18 protein-coding genes are annotated in these 16,864 nt (G+C 64.6%); 9 read left to right on the forward strand and 9 right to left on the reverse strand.

Translation table 11 applies throughout. The features are described from left to right. Window positions 1-66: 66 nt before the first annotated feature. Window positions 67-615, forward strand: coding sequence for an ABC transporter permease (locus VIM61_01495; protein HEY8899077.1), 549 nt, complete (start codon window positions 67-69; stop codon window positions 613-615). Continuing rightward, the gene (gene holA, locus VIM61_01500; protein HEY8899078.1) at window positions 615-1,736 is read left to right on the forward strand and encodes a DNA polymerase III subunit delta; all 1,122 of its coding nucleotides are present in this window, start codon (window positions 615-617) and stop codon (window positions 1,734-1,736) included. The genes VIM61_01495 and holA overlap by 1 nt, the downstream gene beginning before the upstream one ends. Before the next feature lie 16 nt (window positions 1,737-1,752). Here the strand turns inward: holA and VIM61_01505 are convergent, their stop codons facing one another. The 7 genes from VIM61_01505 to VIM61_01535 form a co-directional block, all read right to left on the reverse strand. Further along, the gene (locus VIM61_01505; GenBank protein HEY8899079.1) at window positions 1,753-2,118 is read right to left on the reverse strand and encodes a hypothetical protein; all 366 of its coding nucleotides are present in this window, start codon (window positions 2,116-2,118) and stop codon (window positions 1,753-1,755) included. Between the two features lie 65 nt (window positions 2,119-2,183). After that, a complete protein-coding gene (locus tag VIM61_01510) occupies window positions 2,184-2,612 on the reverse strand; it encodes a GFA family protein (GenBank protein ID HEY8899080.1) in 429 nt (142 codons plus the stop codon). Between the two features lie 96 nt (window positions 2,613-2,708). Continuing rightward, window positions 2,709-3,323 (reverse strand): hypothetical protein, encoded by a 615-nt coding sequence (locus VIM61_01515; protein HEY8899081.1) that lies wholly within the window; start codon window positions 3,321-3,323, stop codon window positions 2,709-2,711. A gap of 18 nt (window positions 3,324-3,341) precedes the next feature. Then, entirely contained in the window at window positions 3,342-3,674 is a 333-nt protein-coding gene (locus VIM61_01520; GenBank protein HEY8899082.1) for a DUF2007 domain-containing protein, read from the reverse strand. Window positions 3,675-4,016: 342 nt separating this feature from the next. Then, window positions 4,017-4,343 carry a zinc ribbon domain-containing protein YjdM gene (locus VIM61_01525; GenBank protein ID HEY8899083.1) on the reverse strand — a complete coding sequence of 109 codons (327 nt, stop codon included), beginning with the start codon at window positions 4,341-4,343 and terminating at the stop codon, window positions 4,017-4,019. A 179-nt stretch (window positions 4,344-4,522) separates the two neighbouring features. Next, window positions 4,523-5,122 (reverse strand): DJ-1/PfpI family protein, encoded by a 600-nt coding sequence (locus tag VIM61_01530; GenBank protein ID HEY8899084.1) that lies wholly within the window; start codon window positions 5,120-5,122, stop codon window positions 4,523-4,525. A gap of 45 nt (window positions 5,123-5,167) precedes the next feature. Next, a complete protein-coding gene (locus VIM61_01535) occupies window positions 5,168-5,725 on the reverse strand; it encodes a hypothetical protein (GenBank protein HEY8899085.1) in 558 nt (185 codons plus the stop codon). A gap of 132 nt (window positions 5,726-5,857) precedes the next feature. On the opposite strand from VIM61_01535, the gene VIM61_01540 reads away from it, so the two are divergent. The 3 genes from VIM61_01540 to VIM61_01550 all read left to right on the forward strand — a co-directional run bounded on the left by VIM61_01540 (window position 5,858) and on the right by VIM61_01550 (window position 8,995). Continuing rightward, entirely contained in the window at window positions 5,858-7,090 is a 1,233-nt protein-coding gene (locus VIM61_01540) for a DEAD/DEAH box helicase (protein HEY8899086.1), read from the forward strand. Between the two features lie 134 nt (window positions 7,091-7,224). After that, a complete protein-coding gene (locus VIM61_01545; GenBank protein HEY8899087.1) occupies window positions 7,225-8,292 on the forward strand; it encodes a glycosyltransferase family 4 protein in 1,068 nt (355 codons plus the stop codon). Beyond that, window positions 8,246-8,995, forward strand: coding sequence for a polysaccharide deacetylase family protein (locus VIM61_01550; protein ID HEY8899088.1), 750 nt, complete (start codon window positions 8,246-8,248; stop codon window positions 8,993-8,995). The genes VIM61_01545 and VIM61_01550 overlap by 47 nt, the downstream gene beginning before the upstream one ends. Before the next feature lie 12 nt (window positions 8,996-9,007). Here the strand turns inward: VIM61_01550 and VIM61_01555 are convergent, their stop codons facing one another. Continuing rightward, entirely contained in the window at window positions 9,008-9,652 is a 645-nt protein-coding gene (locus VIM61_01555; protein ID HEY8899089.1) for a class I SAM-dependent methyltransferase, read from the reverse strand. A gap of 149 nt (window positions 9,653-9,801) precedes the next feature. On the opposite strand from VIM61_01555, the gene VIM61_01560 reads away from it, so the two are divergent. Then, window positions 9,802-10,548, forward strand: coding sequence for a thioredoxin-like domain-containing protein (locus VIM61_01560; GenBank protein ID HEY8899090.1), 747 nt, complete (start codon window positions 9,802-9,804; stop codon window positions 10,546-10,548). A gap of 2 nt (window positions 10,549-10,550) precedes the next feature. Next, the gene (locus VIM61_01565; protein ID HEY8899091.1) at window positions 10,551-10,964 is read left to right on the forward strand and encodes an OsmC family protein; all 414 of its coding nucleotides are present in this window, start codon (window positions 10,551-10,553) and stop codon (window positions 10,962-10,964) included. On the opposite strand, the gene VIM61_01570 is transcribed toward VIM61_01565, so the two are convergent. Further along, complete coding sequence (locus tag VIM61_01570; GenBank protein HEY8899092.1) at window positions 10,961-11,803, reverse strand: GNAT family N-acetyltransferase; 843 nt, start codon at window positions 11,801-11,803, stop codon at window positions 10,961-10,963. The genes VIM61_01565 and VIM61_01570 overlap by 4 nt on opposite strands. Window positions 11,804-12,178: 375 nt before the next feature. On the opposite strand from VIM61_01570, the gene VIM61_01575 reads away from it, so the two are divergent. Both VIM61_01575 and VIM61_01580 read left to right on the forward strand, forming a co-directional pair. Further along, on the forward strand, window positions 12,179-13,273 hold the full coding sequence (locus VIM61_01575; protein HEY8899093.1) for a ribonucleotide-diphosphate reductase subunit beta: 1,095 nt from the start codon (window positions 12,179-12,181) through the stop codon (window positions 13,271-13,273). Window positions 13,274-13,312: 39 nt separating this feature from the next. Continuing rightward, window positions 13,313-16,564 carry a ribonucleoside-diphosphate reductase subunit alpha gene (locus VIM61_01580; protein HEY8899094.1) on the forward strand — a complete coding sequence of 1,084 codons (3,252 nt, stop codon included), beginning with the start codon at window positions 13,313-13,315 and terminating at the stop codon, window positions 16,562-16,564. Window positions 16,565-16,864: the final 300 nt, after the last annotated feature.

Genomic DNA, 16,864 nt, shown 5'->3' on the forward strand with positions numbered 1-16,864 from the left:
CGGAGCCTCGCCCTCCCCCGCCCGCGGGATTGCCCTTCCTGCGTCGACCCGCCAAGATCGCCGTCGATGCTTTCGCCCACCGACCTCATCCTCCCTCCGCTCCTCGCCTACGTCGTCGCGGCGATGCTCGGCATCGGGCTCGCCCTGCTGCGTGCCCGGCGCAGCGCCAGCGGCTGGGTCATCCTCGACATCGTCGTCCTCCTTTTCGTCCTTATCCCCGTTCCCGTGCTGGCGAATGCCTTCGCCGCCATCGCGCCGGCCGACACGAATCGCCTCGTCCCCTGGATGCTCGCCGCCGCGCTCACCGCCGCGCCGCTCGCCTACCTTCCGGCGCGCATCGCGCTCACCCGCACGAGCGAAGACTACCGCGACACCGCCCGCCTGCTCGGGCTTGGTCCAGTCGGGCGATTCTTCCGCATCGATCTTCCGCTCACCTGGCCGGCCATCGGTCGCGGCAAGCTCCTCGCGCTCACCCGCATCGTCGGCGAATGGCTGCTCGTCATCGGCGCGCTCGATCGGCTCACCGTCCTCACCGGCGCCGTCGCCATCCTCTCGCTCGTTGCCGCGATCGGCATCGGCTTCAGCCTGCCTCGCCCCGCCCCGGCCACCCGCTAATGCCGCCCGCGAAGAAAGCCGCCAAGGCCGACACCGGCATTCATTTCGTCACCGGCAGTGACGAGGCCGAGGTCAAGAAAGCCGCCACCGGCCTCGCCGCGAAGCTCGCTCCCGGTGACGATCCCTTCGGCATCGAGGTGATCGACGGCGCCGCGGCCACGGTCGACGAGGCCCAGTCCCGCCTTCACGCCACCATCGAGGCGCTGCTTACTGTCCCCTTCTTCGGCGGCGCCGGAAAGCTCGTCTGGCTCAAAAGCGCGACGATGTTCAGCGATAGCGTAATGGGCCGCAGCGAGACGACGACCACCGCCGTCGAGAAGCTCCTCGCCGTCCTCGAAAAAGGCCTGCCCGAGGGCATCACCTTCCTCATCAGCGCGATCGATCCCGACAAGCGCCGCACCGCCTACAAGACGCTCGGCAAGCTCGCCACCGTCCACCTCCACGACAAACCCGACTTCGGCTGGGGCGCCACCGAGGCCGACGTCGTCGACTGGGTCGCCGATCGCGCCCGCGTCGCCGGCCTTCGCCTCAGCCCCGACGCCGCCGCCGTGCTCGCCGCCCGCGTCGGCGCCGAGACGCGCCAGCTCGACAACGAGATCGAAAAACTCGCCCTTACTTTTGGCAACGACACCGCGCTCACCGGCGAGCAAATCCGCGAGCTCGTGCCCGCCACCCGCGCCGGCGGCATCTTCGACCTCAGCAACGCCCTCGCCAAACGCGACCTCCGCCTCTGCCTCACCACGCTCGACCAGCTCTTCCGGCAGGGCGAAAAGGCCGTCGGCATCCTCCTCGCCGCCGTCATGCCGACGGTGCGGAACCTCCTCGTCGTGAAGGACCTCATGGTCACGCACCGGATGCAGCCGCCGGCCCAGCCGCAATTCTTCAAGGGCGCGCTCGATCGCCTGCCCGAGGGCGCCACCGCGCACCTGCCTCGCAAAAAGGACGGCACTCTGAACGCCTACCCGCTCGGCATCGCCGCCGCGAACAGCGCCCGCTACACCCTTCCCGAGCTGGAGGCCGCGTTTCTGGCCTGCGCCCGTGCGAACAAGACCCTCGTCACCACGCAGCTCGCCGAGAGCATCGTGATGAGCCGTTTGCTCGTGGAAATCGCCGGGAAATAGGCCCGGGGCCGGGCCGTCACTCCCCGTAGGCCAGCTCCCAGTGCGCGTCCCACAGGTGCGCCTGCTGCGGCCACATGACGACGAGCAGGAACTCCAGCAACTGGCTCGTCGGCAGCTTCGGTAGCGGTTCCATCCCGATGTGCGCCGCATTGGCCGCCGAGATCGCCGCGCAATACACCCGGGCAAACGCCGCCGCCTGCACCTCGCCGCCCGGCCGGGGCCGGTCCGTGTCGGCCAGCCACTCGATCAGCCACGCCTGTCCCCGTTCCGCCACCTCCTCCGAGATCGGCGGCGGCAGTTTCGGGATCACCGCGCCGTCCGAGTCCGTGCGCAACCGCATCGCCATCCGCATCAGCAGCGCTTCGAGCTCCTTCCACGTCATGCGCCCCATCCCACCGCCGACAGCCCGCCCTTGCCAAGGGCAAAACCCACGCCCCGCCTCGAACCTCAACCGCCACTCACCGGATATTTATCGAACTTCGGAAGAGCCGGGTCCATCGCGCCCCATGATTGCGCGTCGCAGGTCCACACATCCATCTGCGCCCGGAAGTTGCTAGGGTCGTCCAGGCTCGCGGCGTGCAGGGCCACGATGTCCGGCACCGCATCGGGTTTTCCGAAGACCGGCGCCCCGCATTCCGGGCAGAACGCGCGACGCGTCATCCCACCCGCCTCGCTCGGCGAGGCATGGAACCGCGGCTCGCCCTGTCGCACGGTGAATGCCGCCACCGGCACCACGACGAGCGCGGAATGCGCCCCACCCGTGGCCCGCTGACAATCGCGGCAATGGCAATGCAGCATCATCACGGGTGCCGCGGAGGATTCGTAACGCAGCGCGCCACAGGCGCAACCACCGGAAAGGACAGGAATGGAAGTCATGAGCAGGATTTTTTGGACTCTCGAGACTACGACGAACCGCCGCGCTCTCGCGGGACATCTCCGACAAATTTCCCGACCACGGAGCGACGACGGTGCCTATCGCAGAGTCTGGTAGCGATACCTGGGACCCGTCGGAAAAATCTCGGAACTGGAAGCGTCCTCTGAGCGTCGATAAATGCCGCCGCTGCCCCCTTTACCGAAGACCACGAAGCCCTTTTTCCCATAAGGCATTTCGCTGGTAAGCACGCGATCCTTCCAATTCGTCGTCACCACGAAGGGCTGGTTCTCGGGAGATTTTCCATCGATCACGAAAAAGCGAAACGGGATCGTCTCCGTCGTGAGAGGGCCGTTGCCCGGAGAACGTCCCGGAGCTCGAAGCAATTTTCGGAGGTCCGAGTCGCTGAGGTAATTATTCTCGGTGAGCGCTTGGAAATAGGCGGCCAGCGAAACCGGCTCGGATTTCCCGTTCACTGTGATCGTCGTCCAATCCAATCCCTTGCCGTCCGCGGCCTTCGTATCCAGCGCCATCATCTGGGTCGCGATTTGGAGCTGACGGGCATTGTTAAGGGTGCCCGTCATTTGTCCCCCAATGAGATTGGGGGAAGTCTGAGGAATCACCATCCACACGAGCACCCCGACGACCGCAAGGAGCACCAGCACTTCCACCAGCGTCAGGCCGGCGCATCTTTGCGGGGAACGGGAGGGCTTCATGTTCAAGGGGGAGAATGTTCAGTCCGGGATCGTCCCGTCGTGACGGCGTTCCGTGCCGCAGTTCCAGCAGAGGTCGAAGCCTCCGGGAACGGATTCGTGGCAGCGTTCGCACGTCCAATCCGGCCGCCCCGGCGGCGTGCCGTCGCGAATCTCGCGGATGAGATCGATGGCCCGGGCGAAGTCGTCGTCGTTCACCACGCACAGCACCGGAAAGAACAGCCCGCTCGGCATCTCCGACATCGTCGTGTTCGTGTGCTGATTCCGGATGAATGAGAGGATCCCGGCATTCTCGAGCACCGATTGGAAATACCCCACCCTCGCCGGTTCACGATCGCAGAAGACAGGTTTCATGATTTCCAAGGCCCCCTACCGGCAAACCGATTCCTCGAGCAATTGCTCAGAAACGAGCCAATTAGTTGGCGACCCGGACAGGGGGACTGCCGATCAGACTTACGACAAAAAGACTGAGATATAAAACCAAATAGTCCTTTTGGCCCCCTCGCCCGGCCCTCAAAAAATCGATGCCAGGCCTTCCGCCATCAAAAGCGCACGCTCTCTCGCCACAGGGAGGGCTCGAATTCCCGGGCAGGCAACGCGCGAAAAATCGCCGCGCCCCCACGAAGGGTGGACTTGGCGGAAAACGATCAAATCGCTAAAAATCGTTTTCCTAACGTCAGAAACACCGGTGCGCTGTCACGCCTTGCGAACGAAGCAGGCTTTCAGCCCGACCGCACCGATACCGTCGATCTTGCAGGAAATCTCGTGATCGCCATCGACCAACCGGATGGGGCCGGTCTTTATCCCGCCTTTGAGAACCTGAGAGCCTTTGAGAGGCAGATCCTTGACAAGAACCACGCGGTCGCCATCAGCAAGAGCATTACCGTTTGAATCTTTCACCACGCGGGCTGCCTCCGGCTCCGGTTCGCGCGGCCACTCGTGCCCGCAGGTCATGCACTCCCATTTTTCCGCGTGTTCCAACACCTCGTTCATCTCGCACTCGGGGCAAACCTTTTCGCTCATCGGCGGATGATAGTAATGGGCGTGCTCGTGGCAAGCTGTGCGGTCTCACACAAGGGGCGGTTCCGCCCGGCCGGCCTTTCACCCGCCTTTCCAGACCGGAATGACGACGTCAGTTGGCAAACTTTGTGAGGATGGCGGCGCGCGTCGGGGGGCGCGGATCATCGAGAGGCGGCGGGAAGTTAGTCGATGCGCCAGACGATGCCGCGGCGCTCGTATTCGAGGTAGCCTTCAACCTGCATGGCGAGCGGAGCGCCGCAGAGGCGTTCGACGAGCCAGAGGGCAAGGTCGAGCCCGCTGGTGACACCGCCGCAGGTGACGATGTCGCCGGCGTCGACGACGCGGGCGGGGGTGAGAACGGCGCCGGTGGCGGCGAGGTCGTCCATGGCGCTGTGGTGGGTGATGGCGGGGCGGCCCTCGAGCAGGCCGGCGTGGGCGAGGAGCATGGCGCCGGTGCAAACGCCGGCGAGGAGGGCGCCTTCGCGGTGAAGATCCCGAAGAAGGCGGAGGGTGGCGGGATTCCCGGTCTCGGCGCGGGCGCCGGCGGCCGCGCCGCTGGCCCAGCCGCCGCCGGGGACGATGAGGAGCTCGGTCTCGGTGAGGCGGGCGTGGGGAGTGATGATGGCGCCGTGAGCGAGCGTGAGGGGCTGGGGATCGCCGGCGGTGACGAGCCGGGTCTGGAGGTCGGCGCCGAGGGCGCGGGCGGCCTGGAGGACTTCGTAGGGCGCAAGGGCGTCGAGTTCCTCGGCGCCGGGGTAGAGTAGGATGGCGGCGGAAGTCATTGGGGATTTTCGATTTTGGATGTTCCGGGCGGAGGGGCGGATTTATCAGACGGCGGGGCCGCCGGTGATCTCGAGGGAGACGCGGCGGTCGCGGAGCTGGGCGGTCCAGCGATCGAGGAAGGTGAAGGCGCCGGCGAGGGCGGCGAGGTCCGCTTCCGCGATGTCGGGCCACGCGGCATCGAGGGCGCGGAGCTGGCGGTGCGCCTCGGCCTGGTGGGCCTCGACGGCGGCGAGGATGTCGGCGGCGACGCGGCGGGCTTTGGCGAGCGTTCCGATCGCGAGGGCACGGTCGAGCGGCGTCTTCGCGGCGGCGTGGGTGGCGAGGGCGTGGTCGGCCTCGCGGAGGAAGGCGCCGATGCGGAAGCCCATCTCGATATCGGGCGGGGCAGCGGGAATGACGGCGCCGGGAAGCAGCCGGCGGAGGCGGCTGGCGGGGACGGAGAGTTCGCGCTGCGCGGCATTGAGGGCGGCAAAGACCCCGGCGTCGCCCCCGGCGGCATCGGGATGCGCGGCGCGGGAGCGCTGCTGGAACGCAGCGCGGACGGCGGCGGGATCCAGCCACGGACGGCGAGGCAGGCCGAGAAGTGCGAAGGGGTCGTCCATGGGAATTTCGGATTTTGGATTCTGGATTTTCGATTGGCACTTCAATTCGGCGCGGAGGCCCGAGCGGAGGGGGCCGGGCATTTTCCCTTCGCTACCGGGGCGGAACCGTGGCATCTTCCGCCTTCGCTAATTATGTCATTCCAAGATTTAGGCCTCTCCGAAGCGGTCGTTCACGGCGCGCAACGCATGGGCTATGTCGATCCGAGCCCCATCCAGCTGCGCTCGTTTCCCGTCGTTCTTTCCAAGCGCGATCTCATTGCCTCTGCCCAGACGGGCACGGGCAAGACCGGCGCATTCGCCCTCCCGATTCTCACCCGCCTCGGCAATGGCCACGGGTATCCGCGCTGCCTCGTGCTAGAGCCGACGCGCGAGCTGGCGATGCAGGTGGAGACGGCTTTCCGCGACTATTCGCGCTTCATGCACATCGACGTGACGTGCCTCTTCGGGGGCGTCGGCTACGGCAAGCAACGCGAGGAACTTCAGGCCGGTGCGGACATCCTCTGCGCGACGCCGGGCCGCCTGCTGGACTTCATGGAACAGGGCGACGTGAAGCTCGACAAGATCGAGATCCTCGTGCTGGACGAGGTGGACCGCATGCTCGACATGGGCTTCCTCCCGGATGTGCGGCGCATCATCGAGAAATGCGCGAAGGATCGGCAGACGCTGCTCTACTCGGCGACGGTGCCGAACGAGATCCAGAGCCTGGCGACATGGTGCCTGCGCGATCCCGAGAAGATCGAGATCGGCGCGCGGCGGTCCCCGGCGGAGAGCGTGACGCACGCGATTTATCCCGTGGCGGCGGACCAGAAGTTCGACCTGCTGCTGGCGCTGCTCGAGGCGACGAATTACCACAGCATCCTCATCTTCACGCGCACGAAGGACGGGGCGGACCGCATCATGCGCAAGCTCAAGGAGGAGAAGCACTCGGTGACCTCGCTGCACAGCAATCGCACGCAGCAGGAGCGCATCGACGCGCTGGATGGCTTCAAATCCGGCAAATACGAGGTGATGGTCGCGACGGATATCGCCGCCCGCGGCATCGACATTGCGGGCGTGAGCCACGTGATCAACTACGACGTGCCGCAGCATCCCGAGGACTACGTCCACCGCATCGGCCGCACGGGCCGCGCGGAGGCGACCGGCGACGCGTTCACGATCATGACGGCCGAGGAACTGCCGCACGTGGAGGACATCGAGCGCTTCATCGGCCAGAAGGTCGAGCGCACGAAGCTCGCGGGCTTCGACTACGTGTATTCCGCGGTCTTCGACGAGGCCCGGGTGAAGCAGGTGCTCAAGGGCGCGAAAGGCGTCCGCACGCACAAGGGCATGAAGTTCGGCAGCACGGCCAAGAAGCGGAAGCGGTAGGGATACCGCCTCGCTCGGGCGCGAAAATTCGGCGCCGAAAAGCCCCGCGCCTTTTCATTGCTCAATCCGCCAGAGTGGCTATTTTCCGGGGCCGTGCGCTCGCCGGCCTCGAAATCCATCCAGGGAGATTCGCAATGAATTTTCCGGCGCGCGTTCTCATCTACTCCCACGCATTTCATCCCAGCGTGGGTGGCAGCGAGAACGCCGGCCGTCTTCTTGCCGACGGCATCGTCGCCGCCGGACATGAGGTGCAGATCGTCACGCGCTCCCAGGGACCCGCGACCGAAAGCTTCCCTTACCCGATCCATTACTCACCGTCGCGGTGGGAGCTCTTCCGGCTCGTGAGATGGTCGAGCGTCTACGTGCACAGCAACCTCGGGATGCGCGGCGCGTGGCCCCTGCTCTTCCTGCGACGCCCGTGGGTCATCATTCACCATAGCCGCATCACCCGCGTCACCGGCGAGATGATCTGGCTCGATCACGTGAAGCGCTTCTGCACCCGCTTTGCCCGGAATATCGCGGTGAGCCAGTCGATGGCACGCGACCTGCCGCAGCCGACACTCGTCATCGGCAACGGCTACGATCCGGAAATCTTCCACCGAGAGCCGGAGACGCCTCGCGCCCGCGACATCATGTTCCTCGGCCGCCTCAATCGCGACAAGGGCTGCCATTTGCTTTTCGAAGCGCTTCGCATTTTGAGCGAACGCGGGCTTCGCCCGACCGTCACCGTCGTCGGGCAGGGCAATGCGGAGGAAGCCCTCCATCGGGAGGTCAGCGAGACGGGTCTCGAGAGGCAGGTCGTTTTCGAGGGCACCCGGAATCGCGAGGAGTGCGCCCGACTTCTGAACGGCCATCGCATTCTCGTCGTGCCCTCGCTCGTCGCCGAGACGTTCGGCCTCGTCGTGCTGGAGGGCATCGCCTGCGGCTGCGCGGTGATCGTTTCGACCTCGGGTGCGCTGGAGGAAATTGCCGGCCCCTGCGGCGTGAGCTTTCCCTCGGGCGATGCCGGGAAGCTGGCGGATCGTCTGGCGGAACTCCTGGGCTCCCCAGAGCGCATCGCCGCGCTGCAAAGTCCGGCCGCGGCCCACCTTGCGCCCTTCCGCAGCGAGCACATCTGTCGACGCTATCTTGCCGTCATTCTTGCGGAGGTCCGCCATGTCGCCCACTCCTTCTCCCTTCTACTTCTCGCTCACCTCTTTTAGCGAAGCCACCACTCCCGGCCTTCCGATCCTGATGTATCATCAGATCGCCCGCCCCTCCCTGCGAAGAGGCAATCGAGGCCTCTGCGTTTCCCCCGGACTTTTTCAGGCGCAAATTCAGGAACTCGCCTTCGCGGGATACACGTCCGCCTCGCTGGATGCCCTGCCCCTGGCGGATTCCACCCGCCGCATCGTCCTCACCTTCGATGACGGCTTCCGCAACGTCCTCGCCAATGCCCTGCCCATCCTCGGTCGCCACCGCTGGCAGGCCATCCAGTTCCTCGTCGCCGATCGCCAGGTGAACGCCTGGGATGTGCCCCCCGGCGGCAAATCGGTCCCGCTGATGAGCGATTCCGAAGTCCGCGAATGGCTTGCGGCCGGCCAGCAAATCGGCGCCCACACCCTCACGCATCCGCACCTCACCCAACTTTCACTCGCCCAGGCCCGGGAAGAAATTTTCTCGTCCAGAAAGAGCCTCGAAGATCGGTTCCAGGTGCCGGTCGAGCACTTTTGCTACCCCTACGGCGATCAGAATTCCGAGATCCGCGCGCTCGTCGAAGCCGCTGGCTACAAAACCGCCTGCTCGACCATCCCGGGATTGAACACCGCCGGGACCGATCCTCTGCGGCTCCACCGCCACATGGCCAGTCACCGAAGGCCGGCCTGGGCTGCCGCCTTTCGCTTCCTGCCCGCGCACTGGTGGTAAATTCGCCGACCGCTAGACGGCACGGCCCGTCACGCAAAAGTCGTCGGAAAACAACCGCCCTCCCAGCGACGGGAAAAATCGCTGCCACGTCGTCCCGCCAAGTCCGGGGATGCCCCCGTGTCGCGAATAATCCAGCTCGATCTCTTCGAGTCCCGCTTCCCGAAACATCCGGACGGCGTCCTTCGGCAGAACCGGGGTGATCGAGGCGGGGTTCGTGCTCTCCTTGAAGGCGCTATACTCTCCGTGACGCAAGAGCGTGACGAGACTCCGGGCCGACGCGGGATTGGGCGAGGTGATCATCAGACGCCCCCCTTTTCGGAGGAGCCTCGCCGCCGCCTGAATGAATGCCCGCGGATCCATGAGATACTCGATGACGCCGATGGCCGTCACGACGTCCCAGCTCCCGGGAAGCGTCGCCGCGCTCAGCCGGTTCAGATCGATCTGCTGAAAATCCCGGTAGGATTTCTCGTCGAACCCCTTGTGGAGAATCACGTCCACTCCCGTGGCCCGAATGCCGAACTCCCGTTCCAGAAATCGCCCAAATCCCCCGACGCCACATCCCAGATCCAACACGGAGAGATCGGAACTCAAAAAGCCTCGGAACTGCCGGATCGCAAACTCGAAAAACGCATCCCCGCCGCTGATTCCCTGCGACATTTCTGCCCGGTTCTCGACCGTCAGCATATTCTCCCCCATAAGGTGGCTGAATAGCAGGCCCATTCCGTCCCGACAACCTTCGGTCCCAGGGGAATTCCGCTTTTCGCCCGAAATCACGTCGTGCTACATCGCAAGAAGTTCCCATGCCCATGAACTCGCAACTTCTGCTCTCTGCCGCACTCTGGGCTTCCATGCTCGCTTCGGCCATCGCCGTCCCTCCCCGCCTTTGGACGAGCAAGGACGGCACCGCGACCCTCACCGCGACCTACTTCAAATCGGACGCCGAAAAGGTGACTCTCATTCTCCCCAACGGCCGCACTCGGGTGATTCCCCTCGCGATGATCAGCGAGGCCGACGCCCGATGGATCGCCGAGAACGCCAGCAGCTCCACCCCTCCCGACAATTCTGCAACTGAAAGCGTGCCGGCAACGGCGAAGATTCCCGCCGCCCTCGCCGGCAAACTCATCGACGACCGCGGGAAGCCGACAGCATTGGACACGAAGGCAGGCGTTCCCAAATACTACCTCTTCTACTACTCGGCATCGTGGTGCGGACCATGCCACGCCTTCACGCCGGAACTCGTGAGATTCGCGCGAAAAATGAAGGCACGGAATGCCAGTCTCGCGATCATTCTTTCGCCGAGCGACCGGACGCAGGAGGACGAGGTCGCCTACATGAAGGAATTGCGGATGCCCTGGCCCGCTCTCGCTCTGGATCAAAAGAGCGCCCCGGACATCCCGCGCAGCGAATGGGGCTACATTCCCGCGATGGTGCTCGTCGATGCCGATGGCAAGCGCCTGTTGCAGGTGAACGACACGTTTTCCAAGGAGGCATTCCTTGCCCAGACCGAAAAGATTGTTCGTGACGGCGGCACCCCCGCGACGGCACAGAACTAATCATGGTCGAATTCTTCCTCACTTACGACGGCGGGCTGCGCTGCTCCGCGACCCATGGCCCCTCCGGTTGCAAGATCACGACCGACGCGCCGACGGATAACCTCGGCAAGGGCGAGTCCTTCAGCCCCACCGACCTCTGCGCCACCTCGCTCGGCGTCTGCATGGTCACGACCATGGCCATCTACGCGCAACGCCAGGGCTTCGATTTTCCCGCCGGCGCGAAGCTCGCGGTCCGCAAGATCATGACGTCCGAGCCGCCGCGCAGGATCGCGCGCATCGAGGTGGATATCGAGATTCCCCTGCCCGCCGACCACCCGCAGCGCGCTGATCTCGAGCGCGTCGCGATCCACTGCCCGGTCGCCTTGAGCCTGCACCCCGAAGTCGAGAAGCCGACGGCGTTTCGCTGGATCGGCTAGCCCAGCTCGAACGTCGTGACGCCGAAGATGGCGTCGAGCGGCAGCGCGGGAATCTCGCGGTTATACATGCGCGCCGTCGCGAACACTTCCTTCATGCCGTGGCGGCGAGCCAGCTCCAGCGCCGCGGCATTCACCTCAGGCAGATCGAGAAAGACCGGCTCCCCGCCCGTTTTCGCCGTAAGCGCCCGGAAAAGATCGCTCGCGATCTCGGGATCATCCGCGAAGAGGGGTCCGACCTTGAAGCCCTCGCGGCATTTCCGAACCACGCCGTAGCCGGAAAGAACGCCGTCCCGCTCGACGGCAAATCCCTCGGCGTGCGGCATCGCCAGCCAGGCGAGCAGGAAGGCCGTCCGCTCCGCCGGGAAATGTCGCCGATCATACTCGGCCAGCGCATAGAACGGGATCTGGGAAAGCGGGACGACGCCGGCGGGCACCGGACCGGGAACGATCGCGCCGCCGTAGCGCAGGTTCCGGTAGGCAAACTGAAAGCCGAAGAACTTGGCGTATTGGCGCTCCTTCGCAAGCACGCCGTCGATGCCGATATTGCGGCCGTCCAGCTGCTTCATCGCCCGCTCGGCCAGCAGAAGTCCGTCGCGATGCCCTCGGCGTTCCGGCTTCACGATGTAAAAACCGACGAAGCCAAAATGCTCCCCGTAGGCCACAGCCGAGATCGTGCCGACCGTCTCGCCACCCGCCTCCGCGCAAAAAAATCCGTTCGGGTCCGCAGCAAAGAACGCCTTCGCGTCATCGAGACCAGGATTCCATCCCTCGCGCGCCGCCCACTCGACCGCGAGTCCCAGCTCGGCTTCGGACATGTTTCGCAGGCTCACTTCGTCCATGAACCAAGGCTAGATCGCGCGTCCCCGATGGCAATCCCTCTCGTGCCCGAATTTTTGGGGATCGCGCGTCGATCCCCTCGCCAAAACCACGATATTCACGACTCCCGGCCGGTTATTCACAGGGTCAAGGGCTTAATTCACTTTTTACTCTCAAACATCCTCTGTATAGTGTCTGTAAAAAATAAGACCACTATATGTTGTGGTTTTTACAGCGCTTTTCGATTGACTCCCCCTTCCCCGGCGCGGCATCTTTCCCCTGCCGATTGGGGGCGTCGAGCGCCAGGGGACGCGCGGGTTGTCTTCGCCCCGATCAGTGATGGGTTGGCTATCCCCAGGGAGGCCGCCCGACCAGATTTTTACCCTGTAAATTTGCCAATGGCCCAGACCACTACCATTCAGATCGGAGACCGCACATTCGTGCTCGACCAGGAGAAAGCCGAGGCCGCCTACGCCGCCAAGCGCGTGATCAACGGCCGCGACACGATGTTCTTCAACATCCTGCCGCTCAAATACGGCTGGGCCTACGACCTTTACAAGACGATGAAGGCGAACCACTGGGAGCCCGAGGACATCCAGATGCAGCGCGACATCGAGCAATGGCGCGACGTCTCGGGCAAGATCTCGGATACCGATCGCTGGATCATCAAGATGGCCATTGGCTATTTCTCCGCGGCGGAAGGCATCGTCGGCGACAACATCCAGCACGTCGTGCGGGAACTCGTCACCGCGCCGGAGCTCAAGCTCGTGCTCGGCCGTCATGCCCACGAAGAGAACATTCACGCGGATTCGCTCGTCTACATGATCAGCTCGCTCGGCATCAACCCGCACGAGTGCGAGGCGATGTTCGAGGACATCGCGACGATCAAGCAGAAGACGGAGTTCGTCGTGAAGAACAGCCGCGCGCTGCGCCGCGACATCGATCTCAGCACGCTCGAGAACAAGCAGGCACTCGCGAAGAACATCTTCCTCTTCGGCCAGTGCATGGAGGGCACGCAGTTCTACGGCCTCTTCGGCATGGTGCTCGCGCTCTACCGCCAGACGAAGTTCCCCGGCATCGGCCAGATGTTCAGCTACACGCTGCGCGACGAATCGAACCACATCGAGGTCTTCCGCAATCTCCTCATGGACCTCGTCGACGAGAATCCCGACATCTGGACCGACGCCTTCCGCGAGGAGCTGCGCGAGACGATGCGCGAGGCCGTCCGCCTCGAGAAGGACTTCATTGCCGACTGCCTGCCCGTGTCCGCCGTCGGCCTCACGAAGGACGAATTCCTCACCTACATCGATTACATCGGCGACCGCCGCCTCGAGGGCGTCGGCCTCGAGCCGCTCAACGGCCCGATCACGAATCCCCTGCCCTGGCTCGCCGAGATGATGGACCTCCGCAAGGAATCGAACTTCTTCGAAAGCCGCGTCACCGACTACCGCCGCGCCGCCGCCATCAAGGACGCTGACGACGACGAACTCTAAAATTTCGTTCCGCCCCAAAACCCTAACCCGCCGCCTGCCATGATCCGCAAAGTCGCCCTCGAAGAAGACATCGCCCTCAAGCGCCTCGTCACCACGCCCCGAGCCCAGAAACCCGACTTTGCCTGGCGCGAAGTCCTGCCCACCCTCGTCGAACGCCCCGAGATCAAGGTCACCCGCGGCACCGAGGAGCACGCCTTCAACCTCGCCGACGTTGCCGACGAGATCGGCAACGCCCTCACCGACCTTCTCCTCTCCCGCGACCAGTCCGACGACATCTTCACCGAGAAGAACCGTGGCTTCGTCGCCAGCGTCGCGCATTCCGTCGCCGAGCGCCTTGCCGAGCAGGTCGCCGAAGGCCGCACGCTCAAGCTCTCCGAGAACGACCTCTCGCTCCTCATCGAGAAGGCCCTCATCGAGAACGACGCCCACGATGTCGCGAAGAGCCTCGTCTTCAGCCGGTCCGCGAAGGGCGGCCTGCACGCGAAGCTCGAGGCGGCCCACCCGCCGATGAACGTCCGCCTCATCCGCCGCAACGGCTCCGTCGTGCCGTGGATCGAGGGCAAGATCGAGACCGCCATCCGCAAGGCCTTCCTCGAGATGCGTGAGGATGCCGAGCCCGCCCCAGCCCTCGCCCGCGCCATCACCGAGCGCGTGCGCGCCGGCGACCACGCCTTCGTCCACATCGAGGACGTGCAGGACATGGTGCAGGAAGAGCTCATGCGCCAGGGCTTCTACAAGGTCGCCGCCAGCTACGTGCTCTACCGCGCCCACCGCTCCGCCCAGCGCGAGACGGAGGCCAGCGAAAAGACCGACGTCGAGCAGCAGGACTCCCTCGTCGTCGTCGTGAAGCCCAATGGCGACAGCGCCTTCTGGGACGGCGCCGACCTCAAGCGCCGCATCCAGTTCGCCACCATCGGCCTCGACCTCAACCTCGACGCCGCCCAGATCGAGCGCGAACTCCGCCGCTCCATCGGAGCCGAGACCACCGAGCAGGGCCTCCGCGACACCATCATCCTCAACGCGAAGTCCCTCATCGAGCGCGACGCCGATTTCGCCAAGTTCGCCGGCCGCATCCTCCTCACCTTCATCTACGAGGAAGTCCTCGGCTGGAACATCCTCACCGACGGCATCGAGGGCCTCAAGGAAGCCCACCGCAAGGCCTTCAAGAGCTACCTGCGCCACGGCGTCAGCATCGAGCGCCTCTCGCCGAAGCTCCTCGGCTACCAGCTCGAGAAACTCGCCGACGCCCTCGACCCCAGCGCCGACCTCGACTTCGACTACCTCGGCATCTCGACGATGTATGACCGCTACCTCATCGTCGACAAGACCGGCAAGAAGGCCCGTCGCATCGAGACGCCCCAGTTCTTCTGGATGCGCGTCGCCATGGGCCTCTTCATCGAGGAGCCCAAGGACCGCGAGGAGTGGATCACCCGCCTCTACAACCTCTACAAGGGCCGCCGCTTCTGCTCGAGCACGCCCACGCTCTTCAACTCCGGCACCCTCCACAGCCAGCTCTCCAGCTGCTACCTCTACAAGATCGACGACTCCATCGAGTCCATCATGCAGCGCGGCATCGCCGAGAACGCCTACCTGTCGAAATGGGCCGGCGGCCTCGGCGGCTCCTGGACGGCCGTCCGCGGCACCGGCGGCTACATCAAGGGCACGAACGGCGAATCGCAGGGCGTCATTCCCTTCCTCAAGCTCCACAACGACCAGCTCGTCGCCGTCAACCAGGGCGGCAAGCGCCGCGGCTCCGGCTGCGCCTACCTCGAGACCTGGCACAACGACATCGAGGACTTCCTCAAGCTCCGCGACAACGTCGGCGACGAACGCCGCCGCACGCACGACCTCAACACCGCGAACTGGATCCCCGATCTGTTCATGAAGCGCATGGAGGCCCGCGAGCATTGGACGCTCTTCCGCGCCAACGAGACGCCCGACCTCCACGAACTCTACGGCCAGAAATTCGAGGCCCGCTACACGCATTACGAGCAGCTCGCCGAGGAAGGCAAAATCTACGGCCACAAGGTGCCCGCCCTCGATATCTGGAAGACGATGCTCAAGATGCTCATCGCCACCGGGCATCCCTGGATCACCTTCAAGGACCCCTGCAACCTCCGCAGCCCGCAGGACCACGCCGGCGTCATCCATAGCTCGAACCTCTGCACCGAGATCACGCTCAACACGAGCGAAGACGAGACCGCCGTCTGCAACCTCGGCTCCGTCATCCTCGACAGCCACATGAAGGCCAATGGCGAGCTCGATCTCGACATGCTCCGCGAGACGATCACCGTCGCCGTCCGCGCCCTCGACAACGTCATCGACATCAACTTCTACCCGACGGAAGCCGCCAGGCGCAGCAACCTCCGCCACCGCCCCATCGGCCTCGGCGTGATGGGCCTGCAAAACGCGCTCTTCGCCCGCGGCCTCGCCTTTGCCAGCGAGGAAGCCGTCGAGTTCAACGACGAGTTCATGGAGGCCATCGCCTTCTTCGCCTACAGCGCGTCGAGCGACCTCGCCGCCGAGCGCGGCGCCTACAGCAGCTATCGCGGCTCGAAGTGGGACCGCGGTCTGCTCCCGCAGGACACCATCGACCTCCTCGAGAAAGAACGCGGCCTCCGGATCGACGTTCCCCGCGGCGGCAAGATGGATTGGACGCCCGTCCGCGAAAAGATCAAGGCGCAGGGCATGCGCAACAGCAACGTCCTCGCCATCGCGCCCACGGCCACCATCTCGAACATCACCGGCACCACCCCGTGCATCGAGCCGAACTTCAAGAACCTCTTCGTGAAGGAAAACCTCGGCGGCAAGTTCACCATCCTCAGCGGCGAACTCGTTCGCGACCTCAAGAAGCTCGGCCTCTGGGACGACAAGATGCGCGAGGACGTGAAGTATTTCGGCGGCGAGCTCACCGACATCGAGGGCATCCCGGCGGACATCAAGAAGAAGCACCTCACCGTCTTCAACATCCCCTACCAGTTCCTCATCGACGCCGCCGCCCGCCGGCAGAAGTGGATCGACCAGTCCCAATCGGTCAACCTCTTCATCGGCGAGCCCGACCTCAAGGTCCTCAGCCACATGTATCGCCGCGCCTGGCACACCGGGCTCAAGACCACCTACTACCTCCGCTCGACCGGCGCCTCGAACATCGAAAGCGCCACCACCACGACGAAGAAGGAAGTCCGCGGCGTCGCCGGCGAGCAGCCGAAGAAGGAATACACCGCCGCCGAAAAAACGGCCTGCAGCATCGAGGCCATGCGCCGCGGCGAAGAGTGCGAAGCCTGCCAGTAGGCCCCAGCGACACCCTCAAAGGGAAGGGACGGCCGAAAAGCCGTCCCTTTCTTGTTTGAACTCATCCCACCATCTGACGCCAGGCCCAACATGGCGCGCGAATGGAAGTGGTGTCCATCTTCGTGCTCCGAAGAAAACTCGCCACGGCCCGAAGCAAGGTTGCATTGATCCAGGATGACACGTCGGTGACCGGGATGGCGTGGAGCTGATTGAACGTCCCATCCTTGTCCCATGCGGAACCCCGCCCTTGAGCAAAGGCCGCATGATACTTGCTCGTCATGTTGTTCGGCTCGCGCGCCA

This window comes from Chthoniobacterales bacterium (assembly GCA_036569045.1).
In the GTDB taxonomy this organism is placed as follows: Bacteria; Verrucomicrobiota; Verrucomicrobiia; order Chthoniobacterales; family JAATET01; genus JAATET01.

Coding starts and splice junctions, on each gene's coding strand:
- VIM61_01495 (HEY8899077.1), top strand. CDS start 67: ATGCTTTCGCCCACCGACCTCATCCTCCCTCCGCTCCTCGCCTACGTC.
- holA (HEY8899078.1), top strand. CDS start 615: ATGCCGCCCGCGAAGAAAGCCGCCAAGGCCGACACCGGCATTCATTTC.
- VIM61_01505 (HEY8899079.1), bottom strand. CDS start 2,118: ATGACGTGGAAGGAGCTCGAAGCGCTGCTGATGCGGATGGCGATGCGG.
- VIM61_01510 (HEY8899080.1), bottom strand. CDS start 2,612: ATGACTTCCATTCCTGTCCTTTCCGGTGGTTGCGCCTGTGGCGCGCTG.
- VIM61_01515 (HEY8899081.1), bottom strand. CDS start 3,323: ATGAAGCCCTCCCGTTCCCCGCAAAGATGCGCCGGCCTGACGCTGGTG.
- VIM61_01520 (HEY8899082.1), bottom strand. CDS start 3,674: ATGAAACCTGTCTTCTGCGATCGTGAACCGGCGAGGGTGGGGTATTTC.
- VIM61_01525 (HEY8899083.1), bottom strand. CDS start 4,343: ATGAGCGAAAAGGTTTGCCCCGAGTGCGAGATGAACGAGGTGTTGGAA.
- VIM61_01530 (HEY8899084.1), bottom strand. CDS start 5,122: ATGACTTCCGCCGCCATCCTACTCTACCCCGGCGCCGAGGAACTCGAC.
- VIM61_01535 (HEY8899085.1), bottom strand. CDS start 5,725: ATGGACGACCCCTTCGCACTTCTCGGCCTGCCTCGCCGTCCGTGGCTG.
- VIM61_01540 (HEY8899086.1), top strand. CDS start 5,858: ATGTCATTCCAAGATTTAGGCCTCTCCGAAGCGGTCGTTCACGGCGCG.
- VIM61_01545 (HEY8899087.1), top strand. CDS start 7,225: ATGAATTTTCCGGCGCGCGTTCTCATCTACTCCCACGCATTTCATCCC.
- VIM61_01550 (HEY8899088.1), top strand. CDS start 8,246: ATGTCGCCCACTCCTTCTCCCTTCTACTTCTCGCTCACCTCTTTTAGC.
- VIM61_01555 (HEY8899089.1), bottom strand. CDS start 9,652: ATGTCGCAGGGAATCAGCGGCGGGGATGCGTTTTTCGAGTTTGCGATC.
- VIM61_01560 (HEY8899090.1), top strand. CDS start 9,802: ATGAACTCGCAACTTCTGCTCTCTGCCGCACTCTGGGCTTCCATGCTC.
- VIM61_01565 (HEY8899091.1), top strand. CDS start 10,551: ATGGTCGAATTCTTCCTCACTTACGACGGCGGGCTGCGCTGCTCCGCG.
- VIM61_01570 (HEY8899092.1), bottom strand. CDS start 11,803: ATGGACGAAGTGAGCCTGCGAAACATGTCCGAAGCCGAGCTGGGACTC.
- VIM61_01575 (HEY8899093.1), top strand. CDS start 12,179: ATGGCCCAGACCACTACCATTCAGATCGGAGACCGCACATTCGTGCTC.
- VIM61_01580 (HEY8899094.1), top strand. CDS start 13,313: ATGATCCGCAAAGTCGCCCTCGAAGAAGACATCGCCCTCAAGCGCCTC.